This window comes from Formosa sp. Hel1_31_208, assembly GCF_900104785.1.
GTDB lineage: Bacteria > Bacteroidota > Bacteroidia > Flavobacteriales > Flavobacteriaceae > Psychroserpens.
The window spans coordinates 2,540,522-2,555,370 of sequence record NZ_LT629733.1 but is presented as its reverse complement, the minus strand read 5'-3'; the positions used below and the strand labels follow the sequence as shown (position 1 = coordinate 2,555,370).

Below are 14,849 nucleotides of genomic sequence, written 5' to 3'. Positions count from 1 at the left end.
GAATAGTAAGTTTAATTAAATTATCCGACTATTAGTCCATGGGATTTTTAAAAAATATATTTGGTACTTCAGAACCAAAAGAAGAAAAGCTACTACCGTGGCAAGCGCTAACAAATATTGATCAACTTAAAGAGATTGAAAAGCGCTCTATGACTAAAACACAAGTTATTTTTAAACACTCTACGCGATGTGGAATCAGTAGTATGGCGATGAATCAGTTTGTGAGTGCCTATAATCTTGATGCAAATATTGATTTATATTATTTAGATTTATTGAGCTATAGAGATGTTTCTCATGAAACGGGTTATAAATTTCAGGTGATTCATCAATCACCACAACTGATTGTTATAAAAAATGGTATTACTGTAGCGCATGCTTCTCATGGCTCGATAAATGATATAGATCTTAATAGATTTGAATCGTAGTATTTTGTTAGCAATGCGTTAAACTGGTCTTTATATATTACGATTTCTAATAACTTCGTTTCCTAAATTATGAAGATCAATTTAAACTTCATTAAAAAATATCGTTTTATGAAGCTCATCAAATATGTGATAATTGCAACAATGGTTTTTTGTTGCGTGTTGCAATCCTCGGCTCAAGACTCTAATTCTAATTACACCTTCAAACAAGGTGATCCAAATGGTATAGGGAAATGGTTTATGGGAAGAGAAATCGCTTATGTGATGGGTTACCAAGGTATGGGCTGGTTAGAACGTTCTGAACGTGAGGAAGAAGAAAAAACCATGAAATTACTAAGCAACCTCAATATAAGTGCTACTGATACTATTGCTGATATTGGCGCGGGTTCGGGTTATCATGTCTTTAAAATGGCTCCAATTGCTAAGAATGGTTTTATTTATGCTGTTGATATTCAACCGGAAATGCTAGTCACAATTGACTATCGGAAAGCGTCTGAAGACATAAAAAATGTACAAACCGTTCAAGGGAGTGAAAGCAGTGCAAACTTACCAGAAAACACTATAGACAAAGTGCTCATGGTAGATGTATACCACGAATTTAATTTTCCTGTCGAAATGATTGCTTCAATTAAAAAAGCACTAAAAAATGATGGCAAACTTTATTTAATAGAATATAGAGGAGAAGATCCAACTGTTCCTATTAAAAGACTTCATAAAATGACCGAAAAGCAAGCTGTTAAGGAATTAGAAGCGGGAGGCTTCGTTTTAGAGGAAAATATAGACAACTTACCTTGGCAGCATTGTATGGTGTTTATTAAAAAGTAAAACTCCCAAACATAGTATTTAGGAGTTTTATATTGAATTTATATGAGATCAACTTCTAGTTAACTGATAAGAGTTGATGATGTGTTTCAATTTTAGCTTTAAATCTTCACCAGTGTCATACACCATTTGTGCATCAGTAGGGAAGTGTTGTGGTCGATTTCTGGTCAAGGCCAATTCTTTTCTGGTCAATGCCCTTGTATCGCCTCTTACAGTAGCATATAAGTGTTTAAAAACAAACTCACTATCTAGAGGAAAAGCATCTATAGTTTGATTTGTTTTTAAATCGGTATAAACCACATCTGCATTTACGAGTGTTGACTTTAACTGGTTAATTAAAAAGTATCGTGCTCTAACATTAACGATTTTATCTACTTTGATTTTATTTCCTAAACTATCAACCATAACATTGCCATTGCTATCTGTTTGATATTCCCAGCCATCAACAATATTTCTTTGTTTTAATAATTGGTTCCGATTAACCTGCTCTGGAGATATATGGATCTGTTTCAATTGCAATTGCATGGCATAATCGTAAGTCATCTCATTAAGGGTGTTGGCATGATAAACCGTCCAAAACTGATTTAACCCATAGGTGTCAAAGTTCAATAAATCGGCTTCTAATTGTTGCGGAATGATTTGTGTCGTTTGGTTTTCAATCGATACTAAGACATAATCTATACCTTTTTGATGCGCTTCAGTCATAAGACTTCTGGTCTCTTCAAAATTCGGATTAATGCTTTCGATATAACTGAAAATCATATATGCTTTTCTGGCGTTGTACTTATCTTCAGAATCTAAAAGCGCTATGCCTTGACCAATTAAATAATCAGATGTCTTATACCTGTAATCGACGATTTCAGTTGTATAATCATTGAAATTTAAGTTCAAGGTCTTTCCATTAATCTGTAAAGGTAATACACGTTTTATGGCGTTTTGTCTCGCATTGAGATCAAGATAGATCTCATAGATGGTTTTGTATTGCTCAGGATTCCCGTCCTTTTTTAAATGCGCTACATCTTGTAAATCTTCCTCTAAAACTTTATAGTACGCATCTTCAAGCATAACAATATAGTCTTGCTTACGTTTTTTGTCTTTTTTGTTTTCGAGTTTTCGTAACGCGTCATTGATTGCCAAGTCATAATTACCATGACTAATGGCTTTTTCAATTTGTTTTCTTCCGCTACATGATGTTAGTACCAGAAGAAGTACTGTTGTAAGTAGTAATTGCTTCATAATTCTGGATTTAAATGATTATTTACAAGTAGAATTCCAAATATGATGCCAAATAAAAACTCGAGGTTTAAAATCTATATTTTAAGTCTCGAGTTTTAATTAATTTATATAAAACAGTTATTTCTTTTTCTTCGGATTAAATACCGGCAACAATTGCGTTTTAACTTGTCCGAATCCGATGCGAACGTCATCATTTTCACAATGTCCTCTCATGATTACGGTATCATAGTCATTAATAAACTTACGCTCGCTACCATCTTTCAGTTTTATAGGTTTAGTTCCTTTCCAGGATAATTCTAGCATCGAACCATAAGAATCTTCAGTAGGACCAGAAATCGTTCCACTACCCATCATATCTCCTGAATTCACTGGACAACCGTTAACGGTATGATGCGCCAATTGCTGAGCCATATTCCAATACATGTATTTGAAGTTCGATTTACAAACCGTGGTCTCTTTACCATCTTTAGGTTGAATTCCAACTTCTAACTGTATATCAAAACTCTTTTTACCTTTTGTTTGTAAATAAGGCAGTGGTTTCGGGTCTTGCTTTGGACTTTCTACTCTAAATGGCTCAAGGGCATCAAGTGTTACAATCCATGGTGACATAGAAGATGCAAAGTTTTTTCCTAAAAAAGGACCTAATGGTACATACTCCCATTTTTGAATATCACGAGCAGACCAGTCATTAAATAATACTAATCCAAAAATATATTCTTCAGCCTCATCAATTGGAATTGGTTCTCCTAAATCATTAGCATCTGTTGTAATAAATGCCATTTCTAATTCAAAATCGACCAATTTACTCGGGCCAAAAACTGGTTTTTTTGCGCCTTCAGGCATCGTTTGACCTTGAGGTCGATTAATTGGTATATGTGTTGTGATAATAGAAGAACTGCGACCGTGATATCCAACAGGCATATGCACCCAATTTGGCATTAAGGCATTTTCAGGATCTCTAAACATTGAGCCTACGTTGGTCGCGTGTTCTTTACTTGCGTAAAAATCAGTATAATCTCCAACATGCACAGGCATCTGCATTTCTATTTCATCTAATCTGAAGCACACAATTTCTTTATGCTTTGTATTATGCTTCAAAGTCGTATCATTACTGTCAAAAATTTCTGCAATTCGATTCCTAACTGCTCTCCATGTTTTTCTTCCATCCGCAATGAAATCATTCAAGGAGTCTTGAAGAAAAATATCATCGGTTAAAGGAATACCTTTAAAATAACCTAATTGATGCAGTGCTCCTAAGTCAATAGCTGTATCTCCAATTCGTGTTCCAATGGTAATAATATCTTCTCTTGTGAGAAAAACGCCAAATGGGATATTTTGAATTGGAAAATCAGAATATTTATTAACGTATAACCAAGACGTTCTATTAGGATTATTTGCAGATATTGGCATAGTACAGGAGATTTTATTGTTTTACTTTTCTATTCAAACCTACATATTTAATTGCACAAAACCATAAAAATTCAAATTAAATTTACCTGTTGATAACCTGCTCATAAAACGATTCGTTAAACTGAATTTTTTGAATCTTTTTAACGAGATGATTTATTACTTTTGATAAAATTTAATTTAAACTTGATATATGCAACGCGATTCACAGATTTTTGAACTTATTGATGCTGAAAAACAACGACAATTGAATGGGTTGGAGCTTATTGCTTCCGAAAATTTTGCTAGTGACCAGGTGATGGAAGCAGCTGGGTCGGTTTTAACAAATAAATATGCCGAAGGTTATCCAGGTAAACGTTATTATGGTGGTTGTGAAATCGTAGATGAAGTAGAATTAATTGCGATTGAAAGAGCGAAAACACTTTTTGGTGCCGCATATGCCAACGTGCAGCCCCATTCTGGAAGTCAGGCAAATACTGCGGTATTTGCAGCTTGCTTAAAACCAGGAGATACAATACTGGGGTTTGATTTATCTCATGGAGGTCACTTGACTCATGGTTCTCCTGTGAACTTTTCTGGTAAATTATATCGTCCTACATTTTATGGTGTACATAAAGATACAGGACGTATCGATTACAATCAATTGTCAGATGTCGCAAATAAGGAGAAACCTAAATTAATTATTGCAGGTGCCTCAGCGTATTCTCGAGATATGGATTTTGAAAAGTTTAGAGAGGTAGCTGATAATGTAGGTGCATTATTATTAGCTGATATCTCACACCCTTCTGGATTAATTGCAAAAGGAATTTTGAATGATCCCTTACCGCATTGTCATATAGTGACCACTACAACTCATAAAACACTTCGTGGACCAAGAGGTGGATTGATTATGATGGGTGAGAATTTTGAAAATCCATTTGGTTTAAAATTAAAAAATGGGAACCTGAGAAAAATGTCAGGTTTATTAGATTCTGGAGTATTTCCTGGAAATCAAGGTGGCCCCTTAGAACATATCATTGCCGCCAAAGCAATTGCTTTTGGTGAAGCACTTACAGATGAGTTTATGCATTATATGTTGCAGGTAAAAAACAATGCTGCTGCTATGGCTAAAGCTTTTGTAGATCGCGGCTATAATATCATTTCTAATGGTACAGATAATCACATGATGCTCATTGATTTACGAAATAAAGATGTAACAGGTAAGGATGCAGAAGAAGCTTTAGGTAAAGCAGATATCACTGTTAATAAGAATATGGTACCATTTGATGATAAAAGTCCGTTTGTAACTTCTGGAATTAGAGTAGGAACACCTGCGATTACTACACGAGGCTTAAATGAAGGTGATATGGGAACTATAGTTGGCTTTATTGATGAAGCGATTATGAATTATCAAGACGATACTAAATTGGTAGGTATTGCAGATAAAGTTAACGACATGATGAGTGCAAAACCATTATTTGCTTAATTAACTACCTTAGTTTATATACGATTCAGTGTATAATAAATAAAAAAGACCTTTCGTTTGAAAGGTCTTTTTTATTTATAGGAGTTTGAATTTAATCTTCGTCAAAAATCACATGTTGATAAGCGCCTAAATCTGGACTAGCTGTTCTGCTAGTGTTTATGATGTCAAAAGGCACTTGGGAAGCAAAAACAAAATTACCTTGATCATTACCGGCGGAATTTTCACCGATCATCATTAAATTCTCAAAGGGATTTTTAAAATCAGGTTCAGCATTGAAAATACAATTCTCGTACAAGTCAGGATTACTGAAATTATAATTATCTCCTGTAAAGAAATTATTAGTGTTTTGAAAACGAATCAAGCAGTTTGTAAACTTAAAATTAAAATCAAAACTGCTATTTGGTATGTTCTCTAAAATGACTTCTGGGTTATCATTTCCGAAGATGATACAGTTATTAAAATTGGCTTCAACCAAATCATTACCCGTGTCTATATTATTGTCGTCGGTTATGAAATTATTCAATAATAAAGCCGGGAATTGTCGTCCAAAATTAGTCCAATAATTGGCAATCGTACAATGGGTGAAATTAAACCGTCCACCAAATGTTCCTGCAAAAGAGGACTGCCCCGAATTATTAAGTACAACATTTTCAGCAGTCACTGAAGTTGCTCGAGCTAATATTCCAAAGTTACTTGAGTTATATATTTGTGAGTTTGTAATTGTGAGTTTTGTATCTATGGCATCTTGATTCCCTTCACATAGAACACCTATTGTTCCGTTTTTAATCGTCGCATAGTTTATGTCATTATCTGCACTGCCATTAAATAACCATATTGTTCCCCATTGTCCAGGTACATCAGCAAATAAGGGCTCTAAACGATCACCTTCAAAAATTACTTCATTTTCTAATAATTCTTGATCTGTACTCAATGCACCATTTACTTTGAGAGACGCATTATTGGTGACTATCAAACCAGAATTGGAATGAAAATGAACACGTGCACCGGCTTCTATCGTTAATACATCACCCTCGTCTACTGCGGCATAACCATAAATAACATAAGGTATTTCATTTGTAAAGGTGAGTTCGTTATCTTCAAGGAAACGGCCTTGCAGTGTTGTGTCATCAGGTGTTCCGTCACCATCAATATCAAAGCTTAAGGTCTCAATAATGCCTGTAGTATTATCTCTATCAGGATAGATAAAAACGGCATCTTTAATGAGGGTAACCAATTCAACTTTTTGGAGATTATTTCCGCTGTCGAATTCTATAGCATCCGTGTATAAAAATTCTAAACTGTTTTGAGAAAGTGCTTCAATATCGGCTGTAGTTTCAACAAAAATGAAAAGACTATCATTGGCTAGTAATTCTACATTTTGAAATTCTTTTCCTGGCATGCCATCTACATTTAATCTGTAATTGGAGGCTTGTCCTTCACCTAAGCGAACGGTTGGTATGGCGATGTCTTCATCACTTCGATTATACACTTTTAAATTATAAGTGCTCGATCCAATATTTGAAAAAATGGTGTCTAAATATATGGTGTCTTTCGAAAATTCTAAATTTCCTGTACTTGGAGCAAAATCAAAATCTTTTCGACATGAACTCCAAAGCATTAATATAGAAATGGTAAATAAGAAATATACTAGTCTCTTCATAGGTATCTTTTCGTTCTATTGCACATGGTAAATTATCAAATATGCCTTGAGGCACTAAAAATATAACTTTTGAAGTCATCTTTTAGTATCTAATTGGAAAAATAATGGAATTGTGTTATTTTTTGTGATCTTCTAGGATCTTATGAAATGCCTTGCTGTAGGTGTTAATTAGGTCTAATAATTCTACGTCTTTTTGATTTGTAATCAACGCTATATTGATATTTTGAGCACTACAATAATCAAAGAATAAATACTGATAGTCTTTTTTAATTTTAAATTCTGTAACGAGCATGTCTTGTGTGAAAAGGGAACTAGAATTGAATAGATTTTCTAAATCATCTGCTGATGCATAGATGATTTCCAGAGTCTTGTTTTTCTTTTTAAATAATTTCCCTATGACTTTGGCTAAAGCCATAACATCAAGAGTCGGTTGATAATTTGTACCACTACTAATAATACTTTCCCTAAAAGCAACTTGACCCTGTTTTGCTGTTGTCCGTTTGAATACCAAAGAATCAAATTTCTTTTCGTTAATGTTTTTGAGATTAACCTGATCTAACTGATTTGTGATCTTTTGAAGTTCGATAACAATATCTTCATTAAACATTGTATTCTTTACAACAAGAATTTTTTCAAAATGAAAGTAAGAGAAAATAGCTAGGGTGTCATTGAGTTTGGCTGGTACTTTGAAATAGCCCTTATCATTAGAGTAGTTGAGTGTGTTTTGTGTGGTATTTACTAATCTCGCTCCTTTTATTGTAGCCTCTGCATCATATACAAAGCCTTTTATGGTCTGAGCTTGAGAAATGATTGGTAGTATTAAAACTAGAAGTAATCTAATCGTTTTCAAATGAGAGCGTTGATGGTAGTTGTTTCAAATTAAATTAAATTTCTGAAGAGACTAGGTTGCCTTAAGAAACTTTAACAAGTATTTTAACTTAACCTATTGAAAGAGCACAAGAATATCCTCTGGAATTCTCGTTGGACGATTTGTCTCGTGCGACATAAAACACCAAATAGTAGAGGAGGTACTTAAAAGTTGTCCAGAGGACTTATTATAGATATCTACCATACGTGTTGATTTTACACCTTTAGATTCTGTGACATAGGTTTTAAGAACTAAGATGTCACCTAAGAAAGCTTCAGCCTTATATTCAATGTGGTGACTAATCATGACCCAGTAATACTGTTGTCTTATTGCTTCGGAGGATTTTAATAACCAATGTGCTTCGGCCATATCTTGAACCCACTGCACATAACGTACATTGTTGACATGATTTCTGGAGTCTAAATCGTCTTGAGTAACGGTGAGTTCTTGCTCGTGAATTTGCATAAATCTACTTCTCAAAAACCTCTACTTCAAATAATTTATCCCAACGTTTACCAGTAACGAATATGGTTTTGGTCTCAGGGTTATAAGCGATACCATTAAGTACATCTAAACCTTCGTGTTGCGTCACAAGCTTTCGAAGCGGTGAAAAATCAATAACACCTTCAATGGCGCCATTTGACGGATTGATAATTGCTACACCATTTTTTTGATATCTGTTTGCGTAGATTTTACCTTCGATATATTCTAATTCATTAAGTCCAATAATTTTCCCCTTATTTGTGTATACTTGAATTTTAGATGCTTCGGTAAGAGTTTCAGAGTCTAAAATCCAGATATTTTCAGTACCATCCGACTTGTAAATAGACTTACCATCATTACAAATACCCCAACCTTCTTTACTCTTTCCATATGAGAAACTACTTTTCTTTTCAAAGGTATTGACATCATATACAAAGCCAATACTTTCTTGCCAAGTCAGCTGGTAGATATTTTCATCTAGAATAGTTAAACCTTCAGCGAAATACTGCTGAGCGAGGTTTATGTTTTGTAATACTTCACCAGTTTGATAATCTACTTTTCTTAGTTTTGATTCTCCATATTGACCTGTGCTTTCATAAAGTTCCCCGTTATGAAACTCTAATCCTTGCGTATAAGACGTGATATCATGTGGATATGTATTTACAATCTTATAACCATAAACTTTTGGTGATTGATTACTCAATATAGTTAAGCTAGCTGTAATCTCTTCTTTTTGTTCTTTATAGGTCACGTTGGCTAAAATTGTCTGAACACCTAATTTTTCATCGTCCAATAAAAAAGAATCGTCTACTGGTAAACCATCTAAAGAATATTGTATTGATGAAATCTCTAACCCTTTTGGGTTATTAAGACTTAATTTAATGGTTTGTCCAAGCGAAGCCACATTATTTTTTGCGGTTGTAGAAATGGATAAATTTGATTTCTGTGTTTCTGTATTTCCACAAGAAATAATAGCAACACTTAAAATAGTGATTATGAAAGCTTTAATTGGGCTCATTTTTGATGATATTTTGACGCAAGTTATTTAATAAAATTCGGTTAAAAAAATCATTGTATAAGTATTAAAAGATTGTATCTTTGCAGTCGGCAAGTCCTACACAACCAGCTCCTGCTTAATCCTCCAGGTCGGGAACGAAGCAAAGGTACGTGGTCGTAGCGGTGTGATGTAGGTAGCTTGCCTTTTTTTGTACCCAATACTTTCCTTTTTATATTGTATTTTTGAATTCAATTGCGTTACATTATTTATGTCTAAAGTTGTTCTTATTACCGGAGGTTCCTCAGGAATTGGTAAATCTATAGGTGAGTTTTTATCTCAAAAAGGCTATAACGTTTACGGTACAAGTCGATCACCACAACGTTACCCAAAATCTAAAATTAAACTTGTGGCGTTAGATGTTGCTGATGTAGAGTCGATAGAAGACGCGGTTAAAATAGTGGTTTCAGAAACAGGTCAAATCGATGTTCTCATTAATAACGCAGGAGCAGGAATCACTGGACCTATTGAAGAAATACCAAACGAAGAAATCAAACGTAATTTTGAAACTAATTTATTCGGACCAATAAACGTCATCAAAGCGGTTTTGCCACAAATGCGTCAGCAAAACTCGGGACTCATTATTAATGTGACGTCTATTGCCGGCTATATGGGATTGCCCTATCGCGGTATTTATAGCGCTAGTAAAGGAGCTCTAGAACTGATTACTGAAGCATTTCGAATGGAAATTAAAGATTTTAATATTCAGATGACTAATATCGCTCCTGGAGATTTTGAGACTAATATCGCGGCAGGTCGTTATCATGCGCCAGTAGCTAAAGGGTCTCCATATGAAGTCAAATATGGTGCGGTATTAAAAGCGATTGATGATGATGTTAACAAAGGGAATGATCCATTGATGGTATCTCAAATGATTTTTAAAATCATCAATACTCCAAATCCTAGAATACATTATAAGGTTGGTGCATTTATGCAAAAGTTTTCTATTGTACTAAAACGAATACTTCCAGATAAAGTATACGAGAAGTTGTTGCTGAATCACTACAAATTGTAGTTATGGCATGTCAATCCTCCTTTAACTTCTGATGAAAACGACACATATGATGATCTCTTATGTCCAGAAACAACATCTAAAGCGTTTCCCATTATTATAGGAGATTAAGTGTGACATTGTTAATATCATTTGATAATATGTTCCAAGGAAAGTGCGATAAAATCGTAAATTCGTCTTCGTAATTAATCACAGAACTATAATATAACAACACATGAAATTTTTTATTGATACTGCCAATCTAGACCAAATCAAAGAAGCACAAGATCTTGGTGTTCTTGATGGCGTAACCACCAATCCTTCCTTAATGGCCAAAGAAGGTATAACAGGTCACGATAATATTATGAAGCATTATGTCAATATCTGCAATATTGTAGATGGGGATGTGTCTGCCGAAGTTATTTCAACAGACTTTGAAGGAATGATTAGAGAAGGTGAAGCCTTGGCCGATTTACACGATCAAATCGTGGTTAAATTACCTATGATTAAAGATGGTATTAAGGCCTGTAAATACTTTTCTGATAAAGGTATTAAGACCAATGTTACTCTGGTATTTTCTCCAGGTCAGGCATTGTTAGCAGCAAAGGCTGGTGCCACTTATGTGTCGCCTTTTATTGGCCGTCTAGATGATATATCTACAGATGGTTTAAATCTAATTGCTGAGATTAGAATGATCTATGATAATTATGGTTTTGAAACCGAAATATTAGCAGCGTCAGTGCGACACACTATGCACGTTATTGACTGCGCCAAATTAGGTGCCGATGTTATGACAGGTCCTCTAAGTTCTATTGTTGGATTATTAAAACATCCATTAACGGATATCGGTTTGGAAAAGTTTTTAGCCGATTATAAAAAAGGTAACTAGACGTTGCCTTTATGAAGATATCAAAAACTCTTGAATGTTCTATTCAGGAGTTTTTTAGTTTAAAGCTAGTATATTTTGGATTTGCTTATCGATATCCTCACTAAATAAATTAGCATTAGCTTTCATAATGAATCCATCTTTATCTACAATAATGACTTTATGAGATCGCGTGATGGCGAATTCTTCTATGGCTTTTTTCGGGTATTTAAAAATGTATTCGTTTTCGGTAGGAAATTTTAAAACACTGAGTGTTTTTTTCCATGAATTTAAATCGAAATCATTGATGTTGATCGCAATAAATTCCATATCAGGATATTTGGATTTTAAATTACGCATCATGTAATGACTGTTTCTGTAATGTGCTTTAAAATTTGAAGACCAAAAATACACCACTGTTGGTTTCGTAATTACAGAATTTAAGTCGACACTATTGTTATTAAAATCAATAATGGTTGTATTTGGGATTATATTACCTGGATGCAAACTAATAGAGGCTTTCACTAAACTCGTCATATATTTCTTTCCAGCCTCATCTGTATTTCTTTCTAAAAAAGAAGCTAATAACTGGTCACATTCTTCTGTGTCCGTGCTATTAAAAATAAAATCTCTGGTAACCTGATTTAAAGCAAAATTTTTAACAACCTCGTTATTAATGGTGCTATCAATCAATCTTAGTTTTTCTAAATTGTAATCTAAGGCATGACGATCAAATCTATTATGAGTACCGTCTTCATAGTATTGTTTTAAGGCTAAATTACTGAAATGCCAGTATAAGAAATTTGCGTAAACAGACAAACCACTCAAGTTCGTGTCATCATATTTTACTTCAGATCTAAAATCATAAAACCCTTCGGGTAAATCTTTAAAATGTATTAATCGATTGTTACCATAATAACCAAAGGGATACATTTCTTTATAGGCATAGTAGTTATAGTTAATACTAGATTTAGCTATTTTTTTAAACAAGTCTGACGTTTTATGCTTGGCATTAAAACGTTCTAAATTCTCAAGTTTCTGTTGCTTCAATTCATAAATGAATTTTTCAAAAACCTCAGGCTCTAAATCGTGTTGATTGATGATTTTTTTATTTTCAATTTCATCATTTAAAAATGCTTTAATAATGTAATTGTTTTTCTTTGCACCTGCTCCAGTGTAGACCAATGACTCATCAAAATCATTAGTATTTAATCGAAACAGAATGCTGTCATTGGGTTCGATGAGAACGGTCTGATATTCTCCACCATGTGTAAATTTATATAAACCTGTCTCTAATCTTTTAATCTTGTAGAGGAATCTATTATTTTGATCTAAATAAAGTGTATCACGCTTGTTCTCATTGGTATACAAGGTGATGTAATTATTGTTTGGATTAATAATTTCACCGCCAAAATAAGCAATATCACCACTGTCGGTGTTAGAATCACATCCTGTGAAGAGTGATAATAAAAATAATGTAATTATCTGTAATTTCATTGGTGTATTCAATCGAAAGTATTTCAATTTCTAACAAAAATAAAGGTTGATAAGACTAAGTCTTGTTAATACGTTGTTAAATGTTGATTTTACGGTATCTATACGTAATTTGCTTGTTCAAAATTAAAGTCTATTCATTTCTTTCAATGAATTGATTTTTCTACTTTTGCACAAAATTAAAACATAGATTATGTTATCAGTATCAAACCTTTCCGTTCAGTTTGGAAAACGAGTACTTTTTGATGAAGTAAATACCACATTTAATAATGGGAATTGCTACGGAATTATTGGAGCCAATGGAGCCGGTAAGTCTACATTTTTAAAAATACTTGCTGGTAAACAGGATCCCACTTCTGGACGTGTTCATTTAGAACCTGGAAAACGTATGTCTGTTTTAGAACAAAATCATAATTTATATGATCAGCACACCGTTTTAGAAACAATTATAATGGGTAATAAGCCTCTTTATAAATTGAAATCTGAAATTGATGCACTCTATGCAGATTACACAGATGAAAATGCTGAAAAGATAGGAGAACTTCAGGTGGAGTTTGAAGAAATGAATGGTTGGAATGCGGATAGTGATGCGGCGGCCATGCTTTCTAATTTAGGAATTAAAGAAGATTTTCATTACACCCTGATGAAAGATCTTGATGGTAAACAAAAAGTACGTGTGCTTTTAGCACAAGCCTTATTTGGTAATCCAGATGTATTAATCATGGATGAGCCAACCAATGATTTAGATTATGAAACGATTTCATGGTTGGAGAACTTCTTGGCTAATTACGATAATTGTGTCATCGTTGTTTCTCACGACAGACACTTTTTAGATGCGGTATGTACGCATATTTCAGATATCGATTTTGGAAAGATTAATCACTTTTCTGGTAACTATACATTCTGGTATGAATCGTCTCAATTAGCAGCGAGACAGCACGCACAGCAAAATAAAAAAGCTGAAGAAAAGAAAAAGGAATTAGAAGAATTTATTAGACGTTTTTCTGCCAATGTTGCAAAATCTAAACAAGCGACAAGTAGAAAGAAAATGATTGAAAAATTAAATATAGCTGATATAAAACGCTCTAGTCGTCGTTACCCAGCGATTATTTTTGAACGTGATCGTGAAGCTGGAGATCAAATTTTAAATATAGAAGGCTTAGCTTCATCAACAGAGGACGACCTGCTATTTAGTAACATTGATATTAACCTAAATAAAGGCGATAAAGTTGTATTGTTTTCTAAAGACTCTAGAGCAACGACCGCATTTTATCAAATTATCAATAACAAAGAAAAAGCAGATGCTGGAAAATTTTCCTGGGGTGTCACTACAACGCAATCTTATTTGCCATTAGATAATAGTGAGTACTTCAATAATAAGTTAACACTAGTTGATTGGCTTCGTCAATGGGCAACAACAGAAGAAGAGCGTGAGGAAGTCTATATTCGCGGCTTCTTGGGTAAAATGATTTTTAGTGGTGAAGAAGCTTTAAAAACTTCGGATGTACTATCGGGAGGAGAAAAAGTACGATGTATGCTAAGTCGCATGATGATGGTAAGAGCAAATGTCTTAATGTTAGATGAGCCTACCAATCATTTAGATCTAGAAAGTATCACAGCGTTCAATAATTCACTGAAAAACTTTAAAGGAACAGTTTTGTTTACGACACATGATCATGAGTTTGCTCAAACAGTTGCAAATAGAGTCATAGAATTAACCCCTAGCGGAATTATTGATAGATATATGACATTCGATGAGTATATGAGTGACAAAAAAATCAAGGAACTCCGAGAAAAAATGTATGCAGTTACGGCTTAAAACTGTTATTAAGTTTCCATTTCAGATTTAACACGTTCCAATATTTCAGTGGCTTTTTTAAGTTCGTCATTATGAACGTATATGTCTTGAAACCCCTGATTTAGAGAGCCATAGCCAGCTAATCGTTGAGACTCGCCTTCATCTTTAATTATAGGAATAATGCCAGCTGCCTCCAGTTCGGCAATGACTCTAGTGGTTAAAATGAAATTTCCGCTATAAATTTTAGTATATTCTGTTTCGCTCATGATCGTTAAGATTAAATA

14 protein-coding genes and 1 other RNA gene are annotated in these 14,849 nt (G+C 33.9%); 7 read left to right on the top strand and 8 right to left on the bottom strand.

Translation table 11 applies throughout. The features are described from left to right. The first annotated feature begins 38 nt into the window (after positions 1-38). Together ytxJ and BLT57_RS11575 are read left to right on the top strand one after the other, a co-directional pair. Positions 39-425: a bacillithiol system redox-active protein YtxJ gene (gene ytxJ / locus BLT57_RS11580; protein WP_091425850.1), complete on the top strand. Its 387-nt coding sequence runs from the start codon at positions 39-41 to the stop codon at positions 423-425. 108 nt (positions 426-533) lie between these two features. After that, positions 534-1,247 carry a class I SAM-dependent methyltransferase gene (locus tag BLT57_RS11575; RefSeq protein WP_091425848.1) on the top strand — a complete coding sequence of 238 codons (714 nt, stop codon included), beginning with the start codon at positions 534-536 and terminating at the stop codon, positions 1,245-1,247. A gap of 48 nt (positions 1,248-1,295) precedes the next feature. Here BLT57_RS11575 and BLT57_RS11570 read toward each other — a convergent pair whose 3' ends face one another. Then, positions 1,296-2,480 (bottom strand): hypothetical protein, encoded by a 1,185-nt coding sequence (locus BLT57_RS11570; protein WP_231928691.1) that lies wholly within the window; start codon positions 2,478-2,480, stop codon positions 1,296-1,298. Between the two features lie 117 nt (positions 2,481-2,597). After that, the gene (fahA, locus tag BLT57_RS11565) at positions 2,598-3,890 is read right to left on the bottom strand and encodes a fumarylacetoacetase (protein WP_091425847.1); all 1,293 of its coding nucleotides are present in this window, start codon (positions 3,888-3,890) and stop codon (positions 2,598-2,600) included. A gap of 190 nt (positions 3,891-4,080) precedes the next feature. Between fahA and glyA the strand changes: the two genes are divergently transcribed. Next, positions 4,081-5,352, top strand: a complete 1,272-nt coding sequence (gene glyA, locus BLT57_RS11560; protein ID WP_091425845.1) for a serine hydroxymethyltransferase — start codon at positions 4,081-4,083, stop codon at positions 5,350-5,352. A gap of 91 nt (positions 5,353-5,443) precedes the next feature. On the opposite strand, the gene BLT57_RS11555 is transcribed toward glyA, so the two are convergent. The 4 genes from BLT57_RS11555 to BLT57_RS11540 all read right to left on the bottom strand — a co-directional run bounded on the left by BLT57_RS11555 (position 5,444) and on the right by BLT57_RS11540 (position 9,381). Then, positions 5,444-7,012 carry a hypothetical protein gene (locus BLT57_RS11555; protein WP_091425844.1) on the bottom strand — a complete coding sequence of 523 codons (1,569 nt, stop codon included), beginning with the start codon at positions 7,010-7,012 and terminating at the stop codon, positions 5,444-5,446. A 115-nt stretch (positions 7,013-7,127) separates the two neighbouring features. Next, positions 7,128-7,862: a hypothetical protein gene (locus tag BLT57_RS11550; RefSeq protein ID WP_091425842.1), complete on the bottom strand. Its 735-nt coding sequence runs from the start codon at positions 7,860-7,862 to the stop codon at positions 7,128-7,130. A gap of 93 nt (positions 7,863-7,955) precedes the next feature. Continuing rightward, positions 7,956-8,345 carry a thioesterase family protein gene (locus tag BLT57_RS11545; protein WP_091425841.1) on the bottom strand — a complete coding sequence of 130 codons (390 nt, stop codon included), beginning with the start codon at positions 8,343-8,345 and terminating at the stop codon, positions 7,956-7,958. Between the two features lie 4 nt (positions 8,346-8,349). Further along, positions 8,350-9,381: a glutaminyl-peptide cyclotransferase gene (locus tag BLT57_RS11540; RefSeq protein ID WP_091425839.1), complete on the bottom strand. Its 1,032-nt coding sequence runs from the start codon at positions 9,379-9,381 to the stop codon at positions 8,350-8,352. A gap of 87 nt (positions 9,382-9,468) precedes the next feature. Here BLT57_RS11540 and ffs point away from each other — a divergent pair. The 3 genes from ffs to fsa all read left to right on the top strand — a co-directional run bounded on the left by ffs (position 9,469) and on the right by fsa (position 11,297). Next, positions 9,469-9,567, top strand: an RNA gene (gene ffs, locus BLT57_RS11535) — signal recognition particle sRNA small type. 61 nt (positions 9,568-9,628) lie between these two features. Next, positions 9,629-10,432, top strand: a complete 804-nt coding sequence (locus tag BLT57_RS11530) for an SDR family oxidoreductase (RefSeq protein WP_091425838.1) — start codon at positions 9,629-9,631, stop codon at positions 10,430-10,432. 211 nt (positions 10,433-10,643) lie between these two features. Next, complete coding sequence (gene fsa / locus BLT57_RS11525) at positions 10,644-11,297, top strand: fructose-6-phosphate aldolase (RefSeq protein WP_091425836.1); 654 nt, start codon at positions 10,644-10,646, stop codon at positions 11,295-11,297. 54 nt (positions 11,298-11,351) lie between these two features. On the opposite strand, the gene BLT57_RS11520 is transcribed toward fsa, so the two are convergent. Further along, positions 11,352-12,770: a thioredoxin-like domain-containing protein gene (locus tag BLT57_RS11520; protein ID WP_091425834.1), complete on the bottom strand. Its 1,419-nt coding sequence runs from the start codon at positions 12,768-12,770 to the stop codon at positions 11,352-11,354. 190 nt (positions 12,771-12,960) lie between these two features. Here BLT57_RS11520 and BLT57_RS11515 point away from each other — a divergent pair, with 190 nt between their 5' ends. Then, a complete protein-coding gene (locus BLT57_RS11515; RefSeq protein WP_091425831.1) occupies positions 12,961-14,586 on the top strand; it encodes an ABC-F family ATP-binding cassette domain-containing protein in 1,626 nt (541 codons plus the stop codon). A gap of 8 nt (positions 14,587-14,594) precedes the next feature. On the opposite strand, the gene BLT57_RS11510 is transcribed toward BLT57_RS11515, so the two are convergent. Beyond that, entirely contained in the window at positions 14,595-14,831 is a 237-nt protein-coding gene (locus tag BLT57_RS11510; RefSeq protein WP_091425830.1) for a putative signal transducing protein, read from the bottom strand. Positions 14,832-14,849 lie beyond the last annotated feature (18 nt).

Excerpts from the sequence above, each read along its gene's own strand:
- ytxJ (WP_091425850.1), top strand. The coding sequence starts at position 39 with ATGGGATTTTTAAAAAATATATTTGGTACTTCAGAACCAAAAGAAGAA.
- fahA (WP_091425847.1), bottom strand. The coding sequence starts at position 3,890 with ATGCCAATATCTGCAAATAATCCTAATAGAACGTCTTGGTTATACGTT.
- BLT57_RS11555 (WP_091425844.1), bottom strand. The coding sequence starts at position 7,012 with ATGAAGAGACTAGTATATTTCTTATTTACCATTTCTATATTAATGCTT.
- BLT57_RS11530 (WP_091425838.1), top strand. The coding sequence starts at position 9,629 with ATGTCTAAAGTTGTTCTTATTACCGGAGGTTCCTCAGGAATTGGTAAA.
- BLT57_RS11510 (WP_091425830.1), bottom strand. The coding sequence starts at position 14,831 with ATGAGCGAAACAGAATATACTAAAATTTATAGCGGAAATTTCATTTTA.
- BLT57_RS11540 (WP_091425839.1), bottom strand. The coding sequence starts at position 9,381 with ATGAGCCCAATTAAAGCTTTCATAATCACTATTTTAAGTGTTGCTATT.
- glyA (WP_091425845.1), top strand. The coding sequence starts at position 4,081 with ATGCAACGCGATTCACAGATTTTTGAACTTATTGATGCTGAAAAACAA.
- BLT57_RS11520 (WP_091425834.1), bottom strand. The coding sequence starts at position 12,770 with ATGAAATTACAGATAATTACATTATTTTTATTATCACTCTTCACAGGA.
- BLT57_RS11575 (WP_091425848.1), top strand. The coding sequence starts at position 534 with ATGAAGCTCATCAAATATGTGATAATTGCAACAATGGTTTTTTGTTGC.
- BLT57_RS11570 (WP_231928691.1), bottom strand. The coding sequence starts at position 2,480 with ATGAAGCAATTACTACTTACAACAGTACTTCTTCTGGTACTAACATCA.
- fsa (WP_091425836.1), top strand. The coding sequence starts at position 10,644 with ATGAAATTTTTTATTGATACTGCCAATCTAGACCAAATCAAAGAAGCA.
- BLT57_RS11515 (WP_091425831.1), top strand. The coding sequence starts at position 12,961 with ATGTTATCAGTATCAAACCTTTCCGTTCAGTTTGGAAAACGAGTACTT.
- BLT57_RS11545 (WP_091425841.1), bottom strand. The coding sequence starts at position 8,345 with ATGCAAATTCACGAGCAAGAACTCACCGTTACTCAAGACGATTTAGAC.